General features: G+C 73.3%; 11 protein-coding genes. 8 read left to right on the plus strand and 3 right to left on the minus strand.

Annotation, left to right across the window (positions count from 1 at the left end; all coding sequences use genetic code 11):
- Positions 1–291 precede the first annotated feature (291 nt).
- From AB0M35_RS15480 to AB0M35_RS15515, 8 genes are all read left to right on the plus strand, one after another.
- Positions 292–741 carry an SAV_6107 family HEPN domain-containing protein gene (locus tag AB0M35_RS15480; protein WP_363745723.1) on the plus strand — a complete coding sequence of 150 codons (450 nt, stop codon included), beginning with the start codon at positions 292–294 and terminating at the stop codon, positions 739–741.
- Between the two features lie 158 nt (positions 742–899).
- Positions 900–1,622 carry a hypothetical protein gene (locus AB0M35_RS15485; RefSeq protein WP_363745725.1) on the plus strand — a complete coding sequence of 241 codons (723 nt, stop codon included), beginning with the start codon at positions 900–902 and terminating at the stop codon, positions 1,620–1,622.
- A 60-nt stretch (positions 1,623–1,682) separates the two neighbouring features.
- Complete coding sequence (locus AB0M35_RS15490; protein WP_363745727.1) at positions 1,683–3,635, plus strand: DNA polymerase Y family protein; 1,953 nt, start codon at positions 1,683–1,685, stop codon at positions 3,633–3,635.
- A 90-nt stretch (positions 3,636–3,725) separates the two neighbouring features.
- Positions 3,726–7,148 carry an error-prone DNA polymerase gene (locus AB0M35_RS15495; RefSeq protein ID WP_363745729.1) on the plus strand — a complete coding sequence of 1,141 codons (3,423 nt, stop codon included), beginning with the start codon at positions 3,726–3,728 and terminating at the stop codon, positions 7,146–7,148.
- 111 nt (positions 7,149–7,259) lie between these two features.
- Positions 7,260–8,006 carry a methyltransferase domain-containing protein gene (locus AB0M35_RS15500; RefSeq protein WP_363745731.1) on the plus strand — a complete coding sequence of 249 codons (747 nt, stop codon included), beginning with the start codon at positions 7,260–7,262 and terminating at the stop codon, positions 8,004–8,006.
- A gap of 152 nt (positions 8,007–8,158) precedes the next feature.
- Positions 8,159–9,385 (plus strand): nucleotide pyrophosphatase/phosphodiesterase family protein, encoded by a 1,227-nt coding sequence (locus AB0M35_RS15505; RefSeq protein WP_363746187.1) that lies wholly within the window; start codon positions 8,159–8,161, stop codon positions 9,383–9,385.
- Between the two features lie 39 nt (positions 9,386–9,424).
- Positions 9,425–10,684 (plus strand): DNA polymerase IV, encoded by a 1,260-nt coding sequence (locus tag AB0M35_RS15510; RefSeq protein ID WP_363745733.1) that lies wholly within the window; start codon positions 9,425–9,427, stop codon positions 10,682–10,684.
- Positions 10,685–10,799: 115 nt separating this feature from the next.
- Positions 10,800–11,195 (plus strand): DUF3040 domain-containing protein, encoded by a 396-nt coding sequence (locus AB0M35_RS15515; protein ID WP_363745735.1) that lies wholly within the window; start codon positions 10,800–10,802, stop codon positions 11,193–11,195.
- Positions 11,196–11,596: 401 nt separating this feature from the next.
- Here AB0M35_RS15515 and AB0M35_RS15520 read toward each other — a convergent pair whose 3' ends face one another.
- Genes AB0M35_RS15520 through AB0M35_RS15530 form a run of 3 tightly spaced genes read right to left on the minus strand, consistent with a single transcriptional unit; the run spans position 11,597 to position 16,437 of the window.
- Positions 11,597–14,071, minus strand: a complete 2,475-nt coding sequence (locus AB0M35_RS15520) for a DUF3488 and transglutaminase-like domain-containing protein (protein ID WP_363745737.1) — start codon at positions 14,069–14,071, stop codon at positions 11,597–11,599.
- Between the two features lie 16 nt (positions 14,072–14,087).
- A complete protein-coding gene (locus tag AB0M35_RS15525; protein ID WP_363745739.1) occupies positions 14,088–15,383 on the minus strand; it encodes a DUF58 domain-containing protein in 1,296 nt (431 codons plus the stop codon).
- Between the two features lies 1 nt (position 15,384).
- Positions 15,385–16,437, minus strand: coding sequence for a MoxR family ATPase (locus AB0M35_RS15530; RefSeq protein ID WP_363745741.1), 1,053 nt, complete (start codon positions 16,435–16,437; stop codon positions 15,385–15,387).
- Between the last annotated feature and the right edge of the window lie 489 nt (positions 16,438–16,926).

A 16,926-nucleotide genomic window follows, 5' to 3' on the forward strand; every position in this document is an offset into this window, starting at 1 on the left:
GTTTTTCGCGGCACCCGCCCCTGTTTGGGGGGGTCCCGCGGACCGCACGGGGGCCCCGGGCCGTCGCGAGTCCGCACCAATCAGGCAGCAACGGCCCCCGCCCCCCCCCACCCCGGGGCGGCGGGCGACGGACCCGCCGGTACGCCGGCCGGGTGTGGTGTGGGGAAGCTCCACACCCGGCCGGCCGCCCATCTGGTGCGTCTTCCTCCGCACCGCCCGCCGCGGGTGTCCCGCGCCGACGGATGCGTTCCGCCGCGCGGTCGCCCGCCCCGGTCCGCCTGGAGGAGTGACATGCCGACCAGCCCGGCCCAGGTGCCGACGGTGCCCGCGCACGTGCTGCCGCACCGCACCCCCGCCCAACTGCTGGCGGTGGCTCGGCAGGGGCTCGCCGAGGCCGCCCGGACGACCCCCGACGGCCTCCGGTACGCCGCCGCCCACCTCGCAGCCCTGCGCGCCGCTGCGGCGGTGCTCGCCGCCCGGGCCCGCCCCGCACCCACCCGCCGCAGCCGGATCACCAGTGTCTGGGTCCTGCTCGCCGGCGTCGCCCCCGAGCTGAACGAGTGGGCCAACTACTTCGCCCTCGCCGCCGGCAAGCGGGCCGCCGCCGAGGCTGGCATACCTCGGGTGGTCACCGCCCGGGAGGCCGACGACCTGCTCCGTGCCGCCGAGGATTTCGTGGCGGTGGTGGAGTCCGCACTCGGTCTGGCTCATCAGCCGGCGATCGAGGGTCTCGTCGCCTGAGTCGCGGCGTCCGGTCACCACCGGCGGGATCCAGGGTGACCGGACGCCGTCCGGCAAACGGCGCCGACCTGACCACGCTGCGTCAGCACGTCCTTATCCGATCAACGACAGCACCATCCCGGGCCGGTGCCCGGGGCGACACGACGGGGGTAGATCCGATGGCGGGCCGCATGGTCGTCGGTTCCGCCGCGCTGGCCGAGCTGGTGCGTCCGGCCAGCGCACCCGACCCGGCGGGCGCACACCGGATGCTGCCGGTGCGGCCCGAGCTGAGTGGGTTGCTGCCCGGCCGAGGGTTGCGGCGCGGCAGCACCATCGCGGTCGGCGCCGGGCAGCCCCGGCACCACGGCACCACGTCGCTGGTGTTCGCCCTGCTCGCCGAGGCGTCCCGCACCGGTTCCTGGTGCGCGGTGGTCGGGATGCCGACCTTCGGGGCTGGCGCGGCAGCCGAGGCAGGGATCGCCCTGGACCGGCTAGCCCTGGTGCCGCAGCCCGGTCCCGAATGGCCCACCGTGGTCGCCGCGCTCATCGACGGGGTCGACGTGGTGGTCACCGCCGTACCGGCCACCGTCTCCGCCTCCGTCGCCAGTCGGCTGGCCGCCCGGGCCCGGCAGCGCGGCAGCGTGCTGGTGCCGTACGGCCGGTGGGACGGTGCGGACGTGACGCTCCAGGTGGTGCGTGGGGTGTGGGAGGGACTCGGGTCGGGGCGGGGGCGGCTGCGTCGCCGCGAGGTGACCATCTCGGCCCGTGGCCGGGGCGCGGCCGCCCGCCCCAAGGAGGCCAAGGTCTGGCTACCCGGTGCCGCCCTGACCCGGGTCATCCCCCGGCCGACCGGTACCCCCGACAGGCGTGCGCCGATCTTGCAGTTGTGGTCGTCGAGATGAGTATTTCGCGGCTTATCTGGCGACCAGAAGTGCAAGATCGCGGCGGGTGGTGAGGGCGACGTGAGTACGGCGACGCGGACCTTGCTGCTCTGGTGTCCGGACTGGCCGGTGCTGGCCGCAGAGATCGTCGACGGGGTGCCGGCCACCGGTCCGGTCGCGGTGCTGCACGCCAACCGGGTGCTCGCCTGCTCCGAGCAGGCCCGGGTCGAGGGCGTGCGCCGAGGACTACGTCGGCGGGAGGCGCAGGGGCGCTGCCCGCAGCTGACCGTCGTCGACCACGATCCCGGCCGGGACGCGCGGGCCTTCGAGCCGGTGGTGGCCGCGGTCGAGGAGGTGGCGGTCGGAGTCGAGGTGATCCGCCCGGGGGCCTGCGCGCTGCCCGCCCGGGGACCGAGCCGGTACCTCGGCGGCGAGGAGGCGGCGGCCGAGCGGATCGTGGAACAGGTCGCGCAGAGTTGCGCGGTGGAGAGCCAGGTCGGCATCGCCGACGGGGTCTTCGCCGCCGGGCTGGCCGCCCGGCAGGGGCGGATCGTGCCGCCCGGCGGGACACCGGAGTTCCTGGCCGCCCAGCCCGTCGAGGCGATCGGCCGGCCCGCCCTGGCCGATCTGCTGCGCCGACTCGGGGTGCGTACGCTCGGTGACTTCGCCGCGTTGTCCGCCGGTGACGTGCTGGCCCGGTTCGGCTTCGACGGGGCGCTGGCCCACCGGATGGCCGGCGGCCGGGACGACCGCCCGCTCGCGGTCCGGCGTCCGCCCGTCGACCTGACGGTCACCACCGACCTCGACGAGCCGATCGAACGGGTCGACGTCGCGGCGTTCGCCGCCCGTACGCTGGCCGAGCGGCTGCACGAGCGGCTGGCCGGGCACGGGCTGGCCTGCACCCGGCTCGGCATCGAGGCGGTCACCGCGCACGGCCAGGAGTTGCACCGGGTCTGGCGGCACGACGGTCTGCTGAGTGCGGCGGCGATCGCCGACCGGGTCCGCTGGCAACTGGACGGCTGGCTCACCGGAGCTCGCCGGGGTGGCCCGGCCCGGCCCACCGCCGGGATCATCCGGCTGCGGCTGGTGCCGGACGGGATGGTCGCCCAGACCGGGCTGCAGGCCGGGCTGTGGGGAGAGGCCGGCGAGGAACGCGAGCGGGCACACCGGGCGCTGAGCCGGGTGCAGGGCCTGCTCGGCCCCGAGGCGGTGGTCACCGCCGTGCTCGGTGGCGGGCGGTCACCGGCTGACCAGGTACGGATGGTCCCGTGGGGCGACGAGCGTCGGCCCGCCCGCCCCGGTCCGGCACCGCTACCCGAACCCGCCGACCAGCCCGACACCTGGCCGACCGGCACCGACGCAGGCGATTCGGCCAGCCAGGTGTCCGACCCGGACACCTGGCCCGGTGGCTACGCCGGGTCGGCTGGTTCCGGCGCGCGGCAGTCGCCTGCCGGGTCGGCTGGTTCCGGTTCCGGGTCGGCTGGCTACGCCGGGTCGGCTGGTTCCGGTTCCGGGTCGGCTGGCTACGCCGGGTCGGCTGGTTCCGGTGTACGGCGGTCGGGTGCCGGGTCGGGCATGCCGTCCTGGCCGGGTCGGCTGCCGCCGCCCTCCCCGGCGGTGGTGTTGCCGACCCCACTCGCTGCGAGTGTGCGGGACGCCACCGGTGCGCTGGTCCTGGTGAGTGCCCGGTTGGCGGTGAGTGCCCCGCCGGCCCAGCTGACCATCATCGCGACCGGGCAGCCCGCTACCGGCCCCGATGCCGCGATCGCGCGGCCTGCCAACGGCCCCGGTGCCGCGATTGCGCGGCGTGCCAACGGCCCCGATGCCGCGATCGCGCGGCCTGCCAGCGGCCCCGGTGTCGCGACCACGGCCGAGATTGTCGGCTGGGTCGGTCCGTGGCCGGTCGACGAGCGGTGGTGGGTCCCGGCCGAGGCCCGCCGCCGAGCCCGCTTCCAGGTCCTGCTGGCCGACGGTGCCGCACTGCTGCTCGCCGTGGAGGGCGGCCAGTGGCTGGTGGAGGCGATCTATGACTGAGATGGATCTTGGTGCGTTTCCGCCCCGTGGAGGGCCGAAACGCACCAAGATCTCGATGGCGGTCCGGGGATCTGCGGAGGGCGGGGGACGGTGAGTTTTCACAATCCTCGGCTGCCCTGGTCGGAGCTGGAACGGGTGCTCTCCGGGCGGCCGGCCGGTGCCGGGACGAGCGGTGCGGAGCGCGGCAGCGGTGGAGCGCGGGGGAAGGGGGCTGGGCGGCATCTGCATGTGGTGGATCCCCTCGCCGTCGATGCCGACGGAGGCGACTCGCCGGCCTGGAGCCGGCGGCGGGAGCACTACCGGCCGCCGGAGCTGATCCGGCCCGACGGCGCGGTGCCGTACGCGGAGTTGCACGCGCACACCAACTTCAGCTTCCTCGACGGTGCCAGCCACCCGGAGGAACTGGTCGAGGAGGCGACCCGGCTGGGGCTCACCGCGCTCGCCGTCACCGACCACGACGGCTTCTACGGTGTGGTGCGCTTCGCCGAGGCGGCCCGTGCGCTGCACCTGCCGACGATCTTCGGGGCGGAACTGACCCTCGGCCTGTCCGACCCGCCAGGGAGGTCCGGGGGACGCAACGGCGTACCGGACCCGTACGGCAGCCACCTGCTGGTGCTGGCGCACGGTCACGAGGGGTACGCCCGGCTGGCCACCACCATCGCCCGCGCCCACCTGCGCGGCGGGGAGAAGGGCCGCCCGGTCTACGGCGAGCTGGAGGAGATCGCCGCCGACCTGCGCGACCACGTGCTGGTGCTGACCGGCTGCCGCAAGGGGCACGTGCCGGCCGCCCTGCTCACCGAGGGGGTCGACGCGGCGGCCCGCGAGCTGGACCGGCTCACCGCGCTGTTCGGGGCGGAGACGGTGGCGGTGGAGTTGACCGACCACGGGCATCCGGTCGACGGCGACCGCAACGAAGCCCTGGCCGAGTTGGCCGCGGCAGCCGGGCTGCCCACCGTGGCCACCAACAACGTGCACTACGCCACGCCGGGGCGGCGCCGGCTGGCCACCACCCTCGCCGCCGTACGGGCCCGGCGCAGCCTGGACGAGATCGACGGTTGGCTACCGGCCGCCGGCACCGCCCACCTGCGCAGCGGCGCCGAGATGGCGGCCCGGTTCGCCGCGTACCCGGGTGCGGTTGCCAGGGCGGCCGAGTTCGGCGCGGAACTCGCCTTCGATCTTCAGCTCGTCGCGCCGCAACTGCCGGCGTACCCGGTGCCGCCGGGGCACACCGAGATGAGCTGGTTGCGACAGCTCACCGAGGCCGGCGCGCGGGAACGCTACGGCCCCCGCGAGGCGCACCCGCAGGCGTACGCGCAACTGGACCACGAACTGAACATGATCGAGGCGTTGGGGTTTCCCGGCTACTTCCTGGTGGTCTACGACATCGTCGAGTTCTGCCGGCGGGCCGACATCTACTGCCAGGGTCGGGGCTCGGCGGCGAACTCGGCGGTCTGCTACGCGCTGCGGATCACCAACGTCGACGCGGTCCGGCACCGGCTGCTGTTCGAACGCTTCCTCGCCCCCGAACGCGACGGCCCGCCCGACATCGACGTGGACATCGAGTCCGACCGTCGGGAGGAGGTCATCCAGCACGTCTACGCCCGGTACGGCCGGGAACACACCGCCCAGGTGGCCAACGTGATCTCGTACCGGCCCCGGTCGGCGGTGCGGGACGTGGCCAAGGCGTTCGGTTTCCCGCCCGGCCAGCAGGACGCCTGGAGCAAGCAGATCGACAGGTGGGGCGACGTGGCCACGGTGGACGTGCCGGAGATCCCCGAGCAGGTGATCGCGTACGCCAACGAGGTGCAGACCTTCCCCCGGCACCTGGGCATCCACTCCGGCGGCATGGTGATCTGCGACCGGCCGGTGATCGAGGTCTGCCCGGTGGAGTGGGGTCGGATGCCCGGCCGCAGCGTGCTCCAGTGGGACAAGGACGACTGTGCCGCCGTCGGCCTGGTCAAGTTCGACCTGCTCGGCCTCGGCATGCTCTCCGCGTTGCACTACGGCTACGACATGATCGGGATGAGTCTGGATCTGGGCGACATGACGCTGGACGATCCCGAGGTCTACGACATGCTCTGCCGGGCCGACTCGGTCGGGGTGTTCCAGGTGGAGAGCCGGGCCCAGATGGCCACCCTGCCCCGGCTGAAACCCCGGACGTTCTACGACCTGGTGGTCGAGGTGGCACTGATCCGGCCCGGCCCGATCCAGGGCGGCTCGGTGCACCCGTACATCCGGCGCAAGAACGGCCAGGAGCCGGTGACGTACGCGCACCCGCTGATGCGCAACGCGTTGGAGAAGACCCTCGGCGTGCCGCTGTTCCAGGAGCAGTTGATGCAGCTCGCCATCGACCTGGCCGGCTTCGACGCGGCCGAGGCCGACCAGTTGCGCCGGGCGATGGGCGCCAAGCGGTCGGTGCAGCGGATGGCGCGCATCGCCGACCGGCTCTACGCCGGTATGGCGCAGCGGGGCATCACCGGCGAGTTGGCCGACGACGTCTATCGCAAGCTCACCGCGTTCGCCAGCTACGGCTTCCCGGAGAGCCACGCGATGAGCTTCGCCTACCTGGTGTACGCCAGTTCCTGGCTCAAGCGCTATCACCCGGGCCCGTTCCTGGCCGCGCTGCTGCGCGCCCAACCGATGGGTTTCTACTCGCCGCAGACCCTGGTCGACGACGCCCGCCGGCACGGCGTGGAGGTACGCCGCCCGGACGTCAACGCCAGCGGTGTGCAACCGGTGCTGGAGTCCACCCCGGACACCCGGTGGGGCAGCCGGCCGGGGGAGCCACCGCACGCCTGGGGGCTGGGCGGGCCGGTCGTACGGCTCGGGCTGTCTGGTGTGCGTACCCTCGGCGAGCCGGTTGCGCAGCGGATCGTGGCCGAGCGGACGGCGCACGGGCCGTACCGGGACATGCCGGATCTGGCCCGGCGGGTGGGTCTGACCGCCGCGCAACTGGAGGCGCTGGCCACCGCGGACGCCTTCGCCTGCTTCGGACTGACTCGGCGGCAGGCGCTGTGGGCGGCGGGCGCGGCGGCCCAGGATCGACCGGACCGGCTGCCCGGCACGGTGACCGGCGCGACGGCACCGACCCTGCCCGGGATGGAGGCGGTGGACCGGCTGGTCGCCGATGTGTGGGCCACCGGCTTGTCCCCGGAGAACCATCCGGCCCGGTTCATCCGCCCGCAACTGGACACGATGGGCGCGGTACCGATCGACCGGCTGGGCCGGGTGGATCCGGGTCGGCGGATCCGGGTCGGCGGGATCGTCACCCACCGGCAGCGGCCGGCGACCGCAGGTGGGGTCACCTTCCTCAACCTGGAGGACGAGACCGGCATGCTCAACGTCACCTGCTCGCCGGGGCTGTGGCAGCGGCACCGGCGGGTGGCCCGCACCAGCGCGGCCCTGGTCGTGCGGGGACGGCTGCAACGGCACGAGGGGGTGATCAACCTGGTCGCCGACCGGTTGGAGGCCATCGAGCCACCGGTCCGTCCGGCCTCCCGCGATTTCCGCTGACGAGGTGGGCAGACCACCTCGGGTGGTCCGACCCGGCGTGACCTGGGCCGGTGGCGCGCGGACCCAACCTCGGTGAGCAGGATCGGCGGGACAGGCCCTAGGCTCGACCGGGTGGAACAGACCCCAGGCGCGGCCGGGCCGCCACTGACCCCCCGTACCGCCGTGGTCTGGTCGGTGCTGCGCGCCGAGCTGGACCGTCGGCCCTCCGCCGAATTGACCGTGTTGGACGTGGGAGGCGGCACCGGCGGTTTCGCCGTACCGCTGGCCCAGGCCGGGCACCAGGTCACCGTGGTCGACGCCAGTCCGGACGCGCTCGCCGCACTCAGCCGCCGGGCCGCCGAGGCCGGGGTGGCCGAGCGGGTACGCGCGGTGCAGGGCGACGGTGACGCGCTCGCCGGGCTGGTCGAGCCGGCCAGTGTCGACCTGGTGCTCTGTCACGCCGTACTGGAGGTGGTCGACGATCCGGCGCCGGTGGTGGCCGCGCTGGCCGGTGCCCTGCGCCCCGGCGGTGCGGCGAGCGTGCTGGTCGCCGGCCGGTCGGCGGCGGTGCTCGCCCGGGCGATGAACGGTCACCTCGACATGGCCGCCGCGTTGGCCGCCGACCCCGACGGCACCGCCGGGCCCCGGGACACGTTGCGCCGCCGCTTCGACGCCGAGGGCGCCGCTGCGCTGCTCACCGCCGCCGGCCTCACCATCGAGGAGATCCACGGCGTACGCGTCCTCGCCGACCTGCTGCCCGCAGCCGTCGCGGACGGCCAGCAGACCGCCCTGGTCGAGTTGGAGCGGACCCTGGCCGCCCAGTCGCCCTGGCGGGACGTCGCCGCGCAGCTGCACCTGTTCGCCCGCCGTCCGGCATGACCGACCCCACCGCAACACCCGCCCCTCACCCGGTGCCGCCCGCCCCTCACCCGGTGCCGGCCGTCCCTCACCCGGTGCCGCCCGCCCCTCACCCGGTGCCGGCCGTCCCTCACCCGGTGCCGCCCGCCCCTCACCCGGTGCCGGCCGCCAGCATGCCCGCCGGGCAGCACTCGCCGGCCCGGCCGCCGGTGTTAAGCGGGGCCCCCTCCTCTACACCAGGCGTTAACAAGGGGCCCTTCCTTGCGCCGGTGGCGCCGCAGTACGGCGGGGCGAGCCTGGCCGACGTGCTGCCCAGCGTGCTGGCGGTGCTCGGGGTGCCCGGCGCCGCCGACCTGCTCGGGCTCACCGACGAGTTGATCGGGGTACGTCGTGTCGCGGTGCTGCTGGTCGACGGGCTCGGCTGGCACCAGATCCCGACCGCCGCGCCGTACGCGCCGACCCTGGCCGGGCTGACCGCCACCGCGGGACGGCCGCTCACCTGCGGTTTCCCCTCCACCACCCCGACCAGCCTGGTCACCCTCGGCACCGGTACGGCCTCCGGCGCGCACGGCGTGCTCGGTTTCACCCTGCGTGTGCCGGGCACCGACCGGGTGCTCAACCACATCGAGTGGTCCGGCGAACCGCCACCGCTGCGCTGGCAGCCGGTCCCCACCCAGCTGGAACGGGCCCGGGCCGCAGGTGTCGCGGTGACCGTGGTGAGCCGGCCGGAGTTCGGTGGCACCGGCCTGACCGTGGCCGCCAACCGGGGAGGCGACTACCGGGGTGCCGCCGGTGTCGACGCGCTGGCCGCCACGATGCTGGCCGCCCTGGCCGCCGGGAGCGGCCCCACCCTGGTTTCCGGCTACCACCCGGACGTCGACCGGCACGGTCACCTCAGCGGCGTCGACTCGATGCCCTGGCGTACGGCCGTCAGCGAGGTGGACGGGCTGTTGGCCCGGTTGGTGGACGGGTTGCCGCCGGACGCGGCGCTGCTGGTCACCGCCGACCACGGGCAGTTGAACGTGCCGGCCGGACACCGGTTCGACCTGGACACCGACCCCCGGTTGACCGCCGGGTTGCAGGTGGTCGCGGGGGAACCCCGGGTGCGCTACCTGCACGTCGCCCCGGGCGCCACCGAAGACGTACGGGCCGCCTGGTCGGAGGTGCTGGGCCCGGCCGCCCGGGTGCTGACCCGCGACGAGGCGGTGGCCACCGGCTGGTTCGGGCCGGTACCCGAGGATCACCTGCGCCGAATCGGCGACGTGGTGGTGGTCTGCAACGACACGTACGCCGTGCTGGCCAGCCGGTCGGAGAGCCCGGTGCTGTCCCGGCTGGTGGGCTTCCACGGTGCGGACACGGCGGCCGAGATGACCATTCCGCTGCTGGTCGTACGGGGCTGACCGGCCGGTTGTGTCGGTGGCGGGCGCTAACCTGCCCAGGTGGGCCGCAGCCAGTCGTTACCTCGGGGAGGTGATCCCCGTTTCGGGCCGGATGCCGACGACACCGGCTGTCCGATCCTGCACGTCGACATGGACGCCTTCTACGCCTCCGTGGAGGTGCGACACCGGCCGGAGCTGCGCGGCCGGGCCGTCGTGGTCGGCGGAGTCGGTCCGCGCGGGGTGGTCAGTTCGGCCAGCTACGAGGCCCGACGGTACGGCGTACGCAGCGCGATGCCCACGATGCGGGCCCGCGCCCTCTGCCCGCACGCGGTCTTCCTCCCGCCGGACTTCACCCGCTACACGGCCGCCTCCCAGGCGGTCATGCAGATCTTCCGAGACGTCACACCGTTGGTCGAGCCGCTCTCGCTGGACGAGGCGTTCCTCGACGTCGCGGGGGCCCGGCGGTTGTTCGGCTCGCCCACGACCATCGGCCGCCGCATTCGCGAACGGGTCGCGGCGGAACAGGGCCTGACCTGTTCGGTCGGGGTGGGGCCGAGCAAGTTTGTCGCCAAGCTCGGCTCGACCCGGGCCAAGCCCGACGGGTTGCTCGTCGTCCCGGCCGCCCGGGTGCTGGACTTCCTCCATCCGCTGCCGGTGTCGGCGCTGTGGGGGGTGGGGGAGCGCTCCGCCGAGGCGCTGCTCCGGCTCGGCCTGCGCACCGTCGGTGATCTCGCCCAGGCGCCGATCGGCATGCTGCGCACCGCGCTGGGCCAGGCCGCCGCCACGCACCTGCACGAGCTGGCCTGGGGGCGGGATCCGCGCCGGGTGAGCCCCGAGCAGGTGGAGAAGTCGATCGGCGCGGAGGTCACCTTCGACGTCGACGTGGACGACCCGGAACAGCTCCGCCGGACGCTGCTCGCGTTGGCCGAGAAGGTCGGCGCCCGGCTGCGTGATGCCGGTCAGGTGGGGCGGACCGTGTCGGTGAAGGTGCGGATGTCGGATTTCCGCACCGTCAGTCGGTCACGCACCCTGGAAGTACCGACTGATGTCGCTCGGGAGATCTTCGACACGGCATGGTCCCTGTTCACCGCCCTGCCTTCCGGTGACCGGATCCGTCTGTTGGGCGTACGAGCTGAGGGACTCAATTCGGCGGACGCGACACCCCGGCAGCTCACCCTTGGCGAACCGGAGCGGGGATGGCGGGAGGCGGAGGTCGCCGCCGACGCCGCGGCTGCCCGTTTCGGGCGGTCCGTCATAGGACCGGCGAGTCTTCTCACCGGCCGTGATCCGCGACGAAAGGAAAATCCGACCCGGCCATAGGTCGTCCCGCTTTCCGACGCGCGAGCCCCCTCGTAGACTTGCGGGTAAGCAGCCGGTTGGCTGCCACGGTCTGTCGGTCCGACCGGACCGACCAACGTGACCGGGGAGGAGTGCCGTGCCGCTCTCGGAGCACGAGCAGCGGCTGTTCGAGCAGATCGAGCGGTCGCTTGCCGAGGACCCCAAGTTCGCCTCGGCCGTGCGCGCCAGCGATCCGCGCTTCCACGCGCGGCGTCGCCTGCTCGTCGCTGCCGGCTTGATCGTCGCCGGCTTGGCGTTGTTGGTTTATGGCGCGGTGATCAAAACTCCGCCGCTGGCAGTGGCGGGATTTGTTGTCATGTTGGCCTCGGCCGCGTTCGCGGTGCAGTCGCACCGTCGGGCGCAGTCGCCGGACCTGCACATTGTCGGGGGGACGGCGAGTCGTCGTCGATCTCGCGGGCGTGCCGGACGGCGTTCGGGCTTCATCGACCGGATGGAGGACCGGTGGCGGCAGCGTCCGGAGGGGCACCGCTGATTCGGTCCCGCCAGCCCTAGGCGGCGGGCCCGCGTCACCGGCCCCACACCGGGCGCCTCTGTGCTCGATCGACCCAGTGTCGATCGAGCGTTCCGCCGTACCCACCGAATGGGCGGGCAGCAGCAGACCGACGACCGCCCGAGACCCCCAACGCGCTCGGCCCCGGCCACCCCCACCACCGCTACGACAAGCGCACCGCACCGCGCGCCCCCAGCCCAGCTCGTCCCACCTCGTCCCCGCCCCACCCCGCCCCGCCGTGCTCGCCCCGCCCCAGGGCGAGCACGTTGAGCGCGATCTTGCACTTTCGGTCTGAACATAAGCAGACAAAAGCGGCATTCCGGCGACCAAAAGTGCAAGATCGGCGAGGCGGACGGGCGGACGGGGCGAGCGAGGGCGGTGGGTTAGCGGCCGGTGCGGTTGGCGATCAGTCGGCGCGGGTTGAACCGCAGCAGCCGGTACCGTAGCTGTGAACCGGAGGCCACCAGGCGTGCGGAGGTGTCCGCGACGGCGGTGCGCCAGCGTCCCAGCACCGACGGCGGCAACGCGGTCGCCACCAGCCGGGTTCGCCGGTCGGCTTGTCCGGCGAGGGCGCCCCGCACCGTCCGTAGGGCGGCCGGCAGGGGTTCTCCGGTCAACGGGTCCCGCGCGTAGCGTGCCCGTTCCTCGGCCCGTCCGAGCAGGCGTACCGCCGTACCGGCTTCGGTGGCGGCGCCGACCGATTCCCGGGCGAGTCGGTCGGCGGTCGCGCGGGGGGTCTCCGTCGGGTCGATCCGGACCCGGTAGTCGACCAGCGTGTCGATCAATTCGTCCCAGGCGGCGTGTGCGTCCGCCCGGGCCCGGTCCGGATCGGTGTCGACAACCACCCGTGGCTGACCCGGGGTGGCGGAGGCCGCGTCCGGTGGGTCGAGTGTCCGGGCGACCGGGGTCAGCCGCCCTCGCCGCCTACGCAGCGCGAGTCGGCGCAGCGCGGGCACGGCGAGCAGGACGAGCAGCGTCAGCACGCCGAGAGCGGTCAACCAGGGCCAGGGCGACGTCTGGCTGGCCGGGGTGTCGGGACCACCAGCGGCACCAGGGTCGAAACCGTCCTCGAACTGGTTCGGGCCACTGTCCGGCTCCGCCGTGGGGTCGGTCTGGTCGGGCGCGTTCGACGGTCCGGTCTGCGGCGTCGTCTGCTCCGGCGCGTCGACGTCCGGCGCCCAGGCGGACCGGGTCGAGCCGGGCACCCCGTAGGTCGGGGTGGCGTCGAACGGCACCCAACCGATCTGGTCGAAGTAGACCTCGGTCCAGGCGTGCAGGTTCCGGTTGGTCAGGGTCAGGGTGTCACCGGCGCGTTTGTTGCCGTTGGTGAAGCCGAAGGCGACCCGGGCCGGGATGCCGGCGTCGCGCACCATCCAGGCCAGTGCCGCGGCGTACTGCTGGCAGTAGCCGACCTTGTTCTCCAGGAAGTCGAGGATCTGCTGGCCGCTGGTGCCCTCCTCGGTACTCAGCTGATAGGTGAAGCCGTTGTCCTCGGAGAAGTAGTCGTAGATGGCCCGCACCTTGTCGTACTCGGTGCGCTTGTCCTGGGTCAGCTCCGCGACCAGGGCCCGCACCTCGGGCACGTCGGGGGTGACGGTCTGCTGTCGGCGCAACGGCAGGTCGGCCGGCAGCGGCTGCGCCGAGCGCAGGGCCTGCGGGGTGTACGTCGAACGCACGTAGTCGAACGAGAACTTCTTGCCCCGGGAGTTGTCCCGGTTGGAGAAGAGTACTTGCAGGTTCGGGTCGTAGAACCAGTTGTTGCCGAGGTCGGCGAAGTTGACCGGCTCGGCGTAGAACGGCAGGAAGTGCATGTTCAACTCGCGGGACACCTCCACGGTGGCCCGGTGTCGCGTCCGCTCGATGCCGGGCCGCGACCCCCCGGCCGGATCCGGCAGATCCCCGGTGGCCCGCTGGCCGTTGGAGCCACGGACTCGGAAGCCGTCGGCGCGCAGGTCGTCGGCGACCCCGAAGCGTAGGTAGAACGGCTCGTCCTCGGTGGTGGTGACCTTGACCAGGTCGGTCACCTGGGACTGGTTGAGTTCCCCGCTGAGCGCGGCGAACAGGTCCACCCGGCCGGGGGCACCGCCCAGCCCCGAGCCGCCGAGGCCGGAGCCCACACCGGAGTTCAACGAGTTCATCAGACCGACGGTCATCCCCGGTACGGCCAGCGGCACCAGCACCGCCAGCGCGAGGCCCACCACGGCCAGCCGCCGGCCGGCGGCGGCCAACGGGGACGCCTCCCAGACATCGACGTCGCGGCCGTCGCCGGTGAACCGGCGGCCGAACCGGCGGACCCGGTCCACGTTGTCGGTGACGAGCAGCCAGAGGAAACCGGCGGCGCCGAGGGCGAACGGCAGCGGCGGGACGCTGTCCACGTAGACCGCCACCGGCACCGAGTAGATGGCCAACATGGGTAGCCCGGCCAGGGCAGGTCGGCGCATCCCGACACAGAGCACGTCCACCACCACCGCCACCGCACCGATGCCGAGCACGGTGACGAACAGCAGCGGGTCGGTGTCGGGCACCTTCACGCCGTAGGCGCGCATGTCGTCGACCGAACCGGTGAGCAACTCGGCGAAATGCCCGAAGGTGCCTGGCGTGGGCAGCACGGCCAGCAACTCGGCACCGCTGGGGAACAGCCAGGTCAGGGCGAGCGTGAGGCCGCCCAGCATGGCCAGTACCTGGGCCCACAGCGGGGATCGGCCGAGCCGGGCCAGCGCCGCCGCAGCGGCCACCGCGGCCACCGCGATGACGGCCTGCACCAACCAGGTCCAGCGTTCGAAGATGGTCGACAGGGGCGCGGCGGCGAGCAGCGTCGCCGCGGCGGCCACCAGGCCCAGGTTCCGGTGGGCGATCATGAGGGGGACCTTCCGTTCATCGCACGCCGCCGGCCACCGTCTCGGCCATCGCCGCACGCAGGGCGAACCCTTGTGAGCCCCGACCGGCCTGCGGCCAGAGCGCCGGCAGCCGGCCGCCGTGGTCGACGCCGATCACCCGCCACCCGGCCTGGAGCAGGGCCAGCGCGGCAGCGTCGTGCGCCTGGTCGGCCTCGGTCCGGGCAGGCGCCGGCAGGTTGAGCCAGGCCGAGCTGTCCAGCAGGAAACACACACAGGTGGCGTTGTTGGCGCGCAGCCCGGCCAGCAACTCCGCCTCGGCGGTGCTCAGCGTTCCGAACAGGCCGATGACCAGGCCACCGTCGGAGCGTTGTCGGACGTGCTGCATCAGGGTGGTGATCTCGACCCGCTGGTCCAGCCGGACCTCGGCGAGATGGTCGAGCAGCAGTCCGTCGCTGCCCTCGCCGGCGTCGACGTCCGCACCGGCGCCGGTGACCAGGCGCAGCTTGTAGCCGGCCTGACGCAGGTGTACGGCGATGCTGGCCGCCGCGGAGACGGCCCACTCGAAGCTGGCCGTCGGGCCGTCACCGTGGTGGCCGTACGCCCGGGTGTCCAGCAGGACCGTGGCCCGGCTCTCCCAGGGCTGCTCCTCCCGCCGCACCATCAGCTCACCCGTGCGCGCGGTCGACTTCCAGTGCACCCGGCGCAGATCGTCACCGCGTCGGTACTCACGGGTCGCCGCGTCGTCCTCGCCGTGCACCGCGACCGAGCGGGCCCGGCTCTCACCGCTGCCGGTGTACTCCCCGGGCAGCCGTACCGACGGCAGCGGCACCACCTGCGGGACGACCGTGAGCCGGTCGGTGCCGGGGAAGGCCCGGGTGAGTTCGCACAACCCGAACGGGTCGGTCATCCGCACCATCAGCGGACCCACCTCGTACCGGCCGCGCACGTCGGCCCGCACGGTGTAGGCGACCGAACTGGCCTGGTGTGCGCCGAGGCGTTCCAGCACGACCCGGGGACGGCTGCCCAGCGCGTACGGCAGGCGGTCCTCCAGCAGCAGGGTGCCGGTGGGCAACCGGGACATGTTCTGCAACCGCAGGATCACCCGGGCGCTGGCGCCGACCGGCATCCGGTGCGGCTCCAGCGACCGGTGGCAGGCCAGCTTGTACCGGCTGCGGCCGACGTAGAGGGCGGCGAGCAGGGGCAGGACGGCCAGCAGCACGGCCACCCGGAGCAGATCCTTCTCGCCGAGGATGCCGGCGGAGATGGCCGCCGCCACCGCGGCGGCCAGGAACGAGCGGCCACGGGTGGTCAGTCCGCGCAGACCGTCACGCACGTCACGGCCTCCGCGGCTCGAACGGAGCCCGACCGTTGCCGGTCGGCGGCCGGTTGTCGTACGGCGAACGCTTGCGGTCGTGCGGCAGCGGCAGCCGGTGCACCAGGTCGGCGATGATCGCGTCGGTGGTACGGCGGGCGAGCTGGGCGTCGGCGGTGGGGATGAGCCGGTGCGCCAGCACGGGCACGGCGAGCACCTGGAGGTCGTCCGGCAGCACGTAGTCGCGCCCGTCGAGGGCGGCCACGGCCCGGGCGGTACGCAGCAGTTGCAGCGTGCACCGGGGGGACGCGCCGAGCCGCAGGTCGGGGGACTCGCGGGTGGCGGTGACCAGGTCGATGGCGTACTGCTTGACCGCGTCGGCGACGTGCACCTGCCGGACGTGCCCGATCAGCCGGCGTACCGTCGCGGCGTCGGAGACCGGCCGCAGCGCCGGCAGCGGATCCACCGCGCCGTGCGCGTCGAGCATGGCCAACTCGGCGGTCGGGTCCGGGTAGCCCATGGCGATCCGGGCGGTGAAGCGGTCCCGCTGCGCCTCCGGCAGCGGGTACGTCCCCTCCATCTCGATCGGGTTCTGGGTGGCGATCACCATGAACGGCGTCTGCAACTGGTAGGTCACCCCGTCGACGGTGACCTGCCGTTCCTCCATGCACTCCAGCAGGGCGGACTGGGTCTTCGGCGAGGCCCGGTTGATCTCGTCACCGACGACCAGGTTGGCGAAGACGGCACCCGGCCGGAACTCGAAGTCGTGCGTCTCCTGGTTGTAGACGCTGACCCCGGTGACGTCGCTGGGCAGCAGGTCGGGGGTGAACTGGATGCGCCGTACCGAACAGTCGATCGAGCGGGCCAGGGCCTTTGCCAACTTGGTCTTGCCGACTCCCGGTACGTCCTCGATGAGCAGGTGACCCTCGGCGAGCAGGACGGCCAAGGCCAACCGCACGGTGGCGGTCTTGCCCTCGATGACCTGTTCGATGTTGGTCACGATGGCATCGCTCGCGGCGCGGAACTCGTCGAACGGCAACAGGCCGCCAACCTCGTCCCAGGTCTGTTGTGTCACGGGCCTCCTCCTCGTCGCCGTCACGGCAGCTCTGTATAGAGCACCTGGCCCCGCCGTTGGGTTCGCGACGTGCGAGCCTCGTCTGCCGCAGCAATCTCACTGGCCTCTCAGGCTAACCATGTTTGTCGCCGACGCCGACCGCTGCAGGCGTTTGGGTGCTTACGCAGCGATTTGTCGTTCACACAGTGCATGTCGTCGGTTCTGTCGGGTGATGCACGGCCCGGTGCACCGGCTCCGCCGGCAGCTATCGACCGCCCGGCGAGGCCCGCGCGGGGCCCTGGCCGACGCCGTCCGGCGCCGTCACTGGCCGCCACACCCCGCGACGAGTCCGGGCGTAGGGGTGGCGGACGGCAGGGCCGTACCAGTTGGCGGTAGACTGCCGGACATGGCCGGAGTCTTCCTGCTTACCCAGCCGTGCTGATGCGCTGAACGCGCGACAGCACGGCGGCCCCTCCTGCGTGAGGGGCTTTTTCGTGCCCGCCGCCGGCC

Origin of the sequence: Micromonospora sp. NPDC051196 (assembly GCF_040682415.1) — a bacterium.
In the GTDB taxonomy this organism is placed as follows: domain Bacteria; phylum Actinomycetota; class Actinomycetes; order Mycobacteriales; family Micromonosporaceae; genus Micromonospora.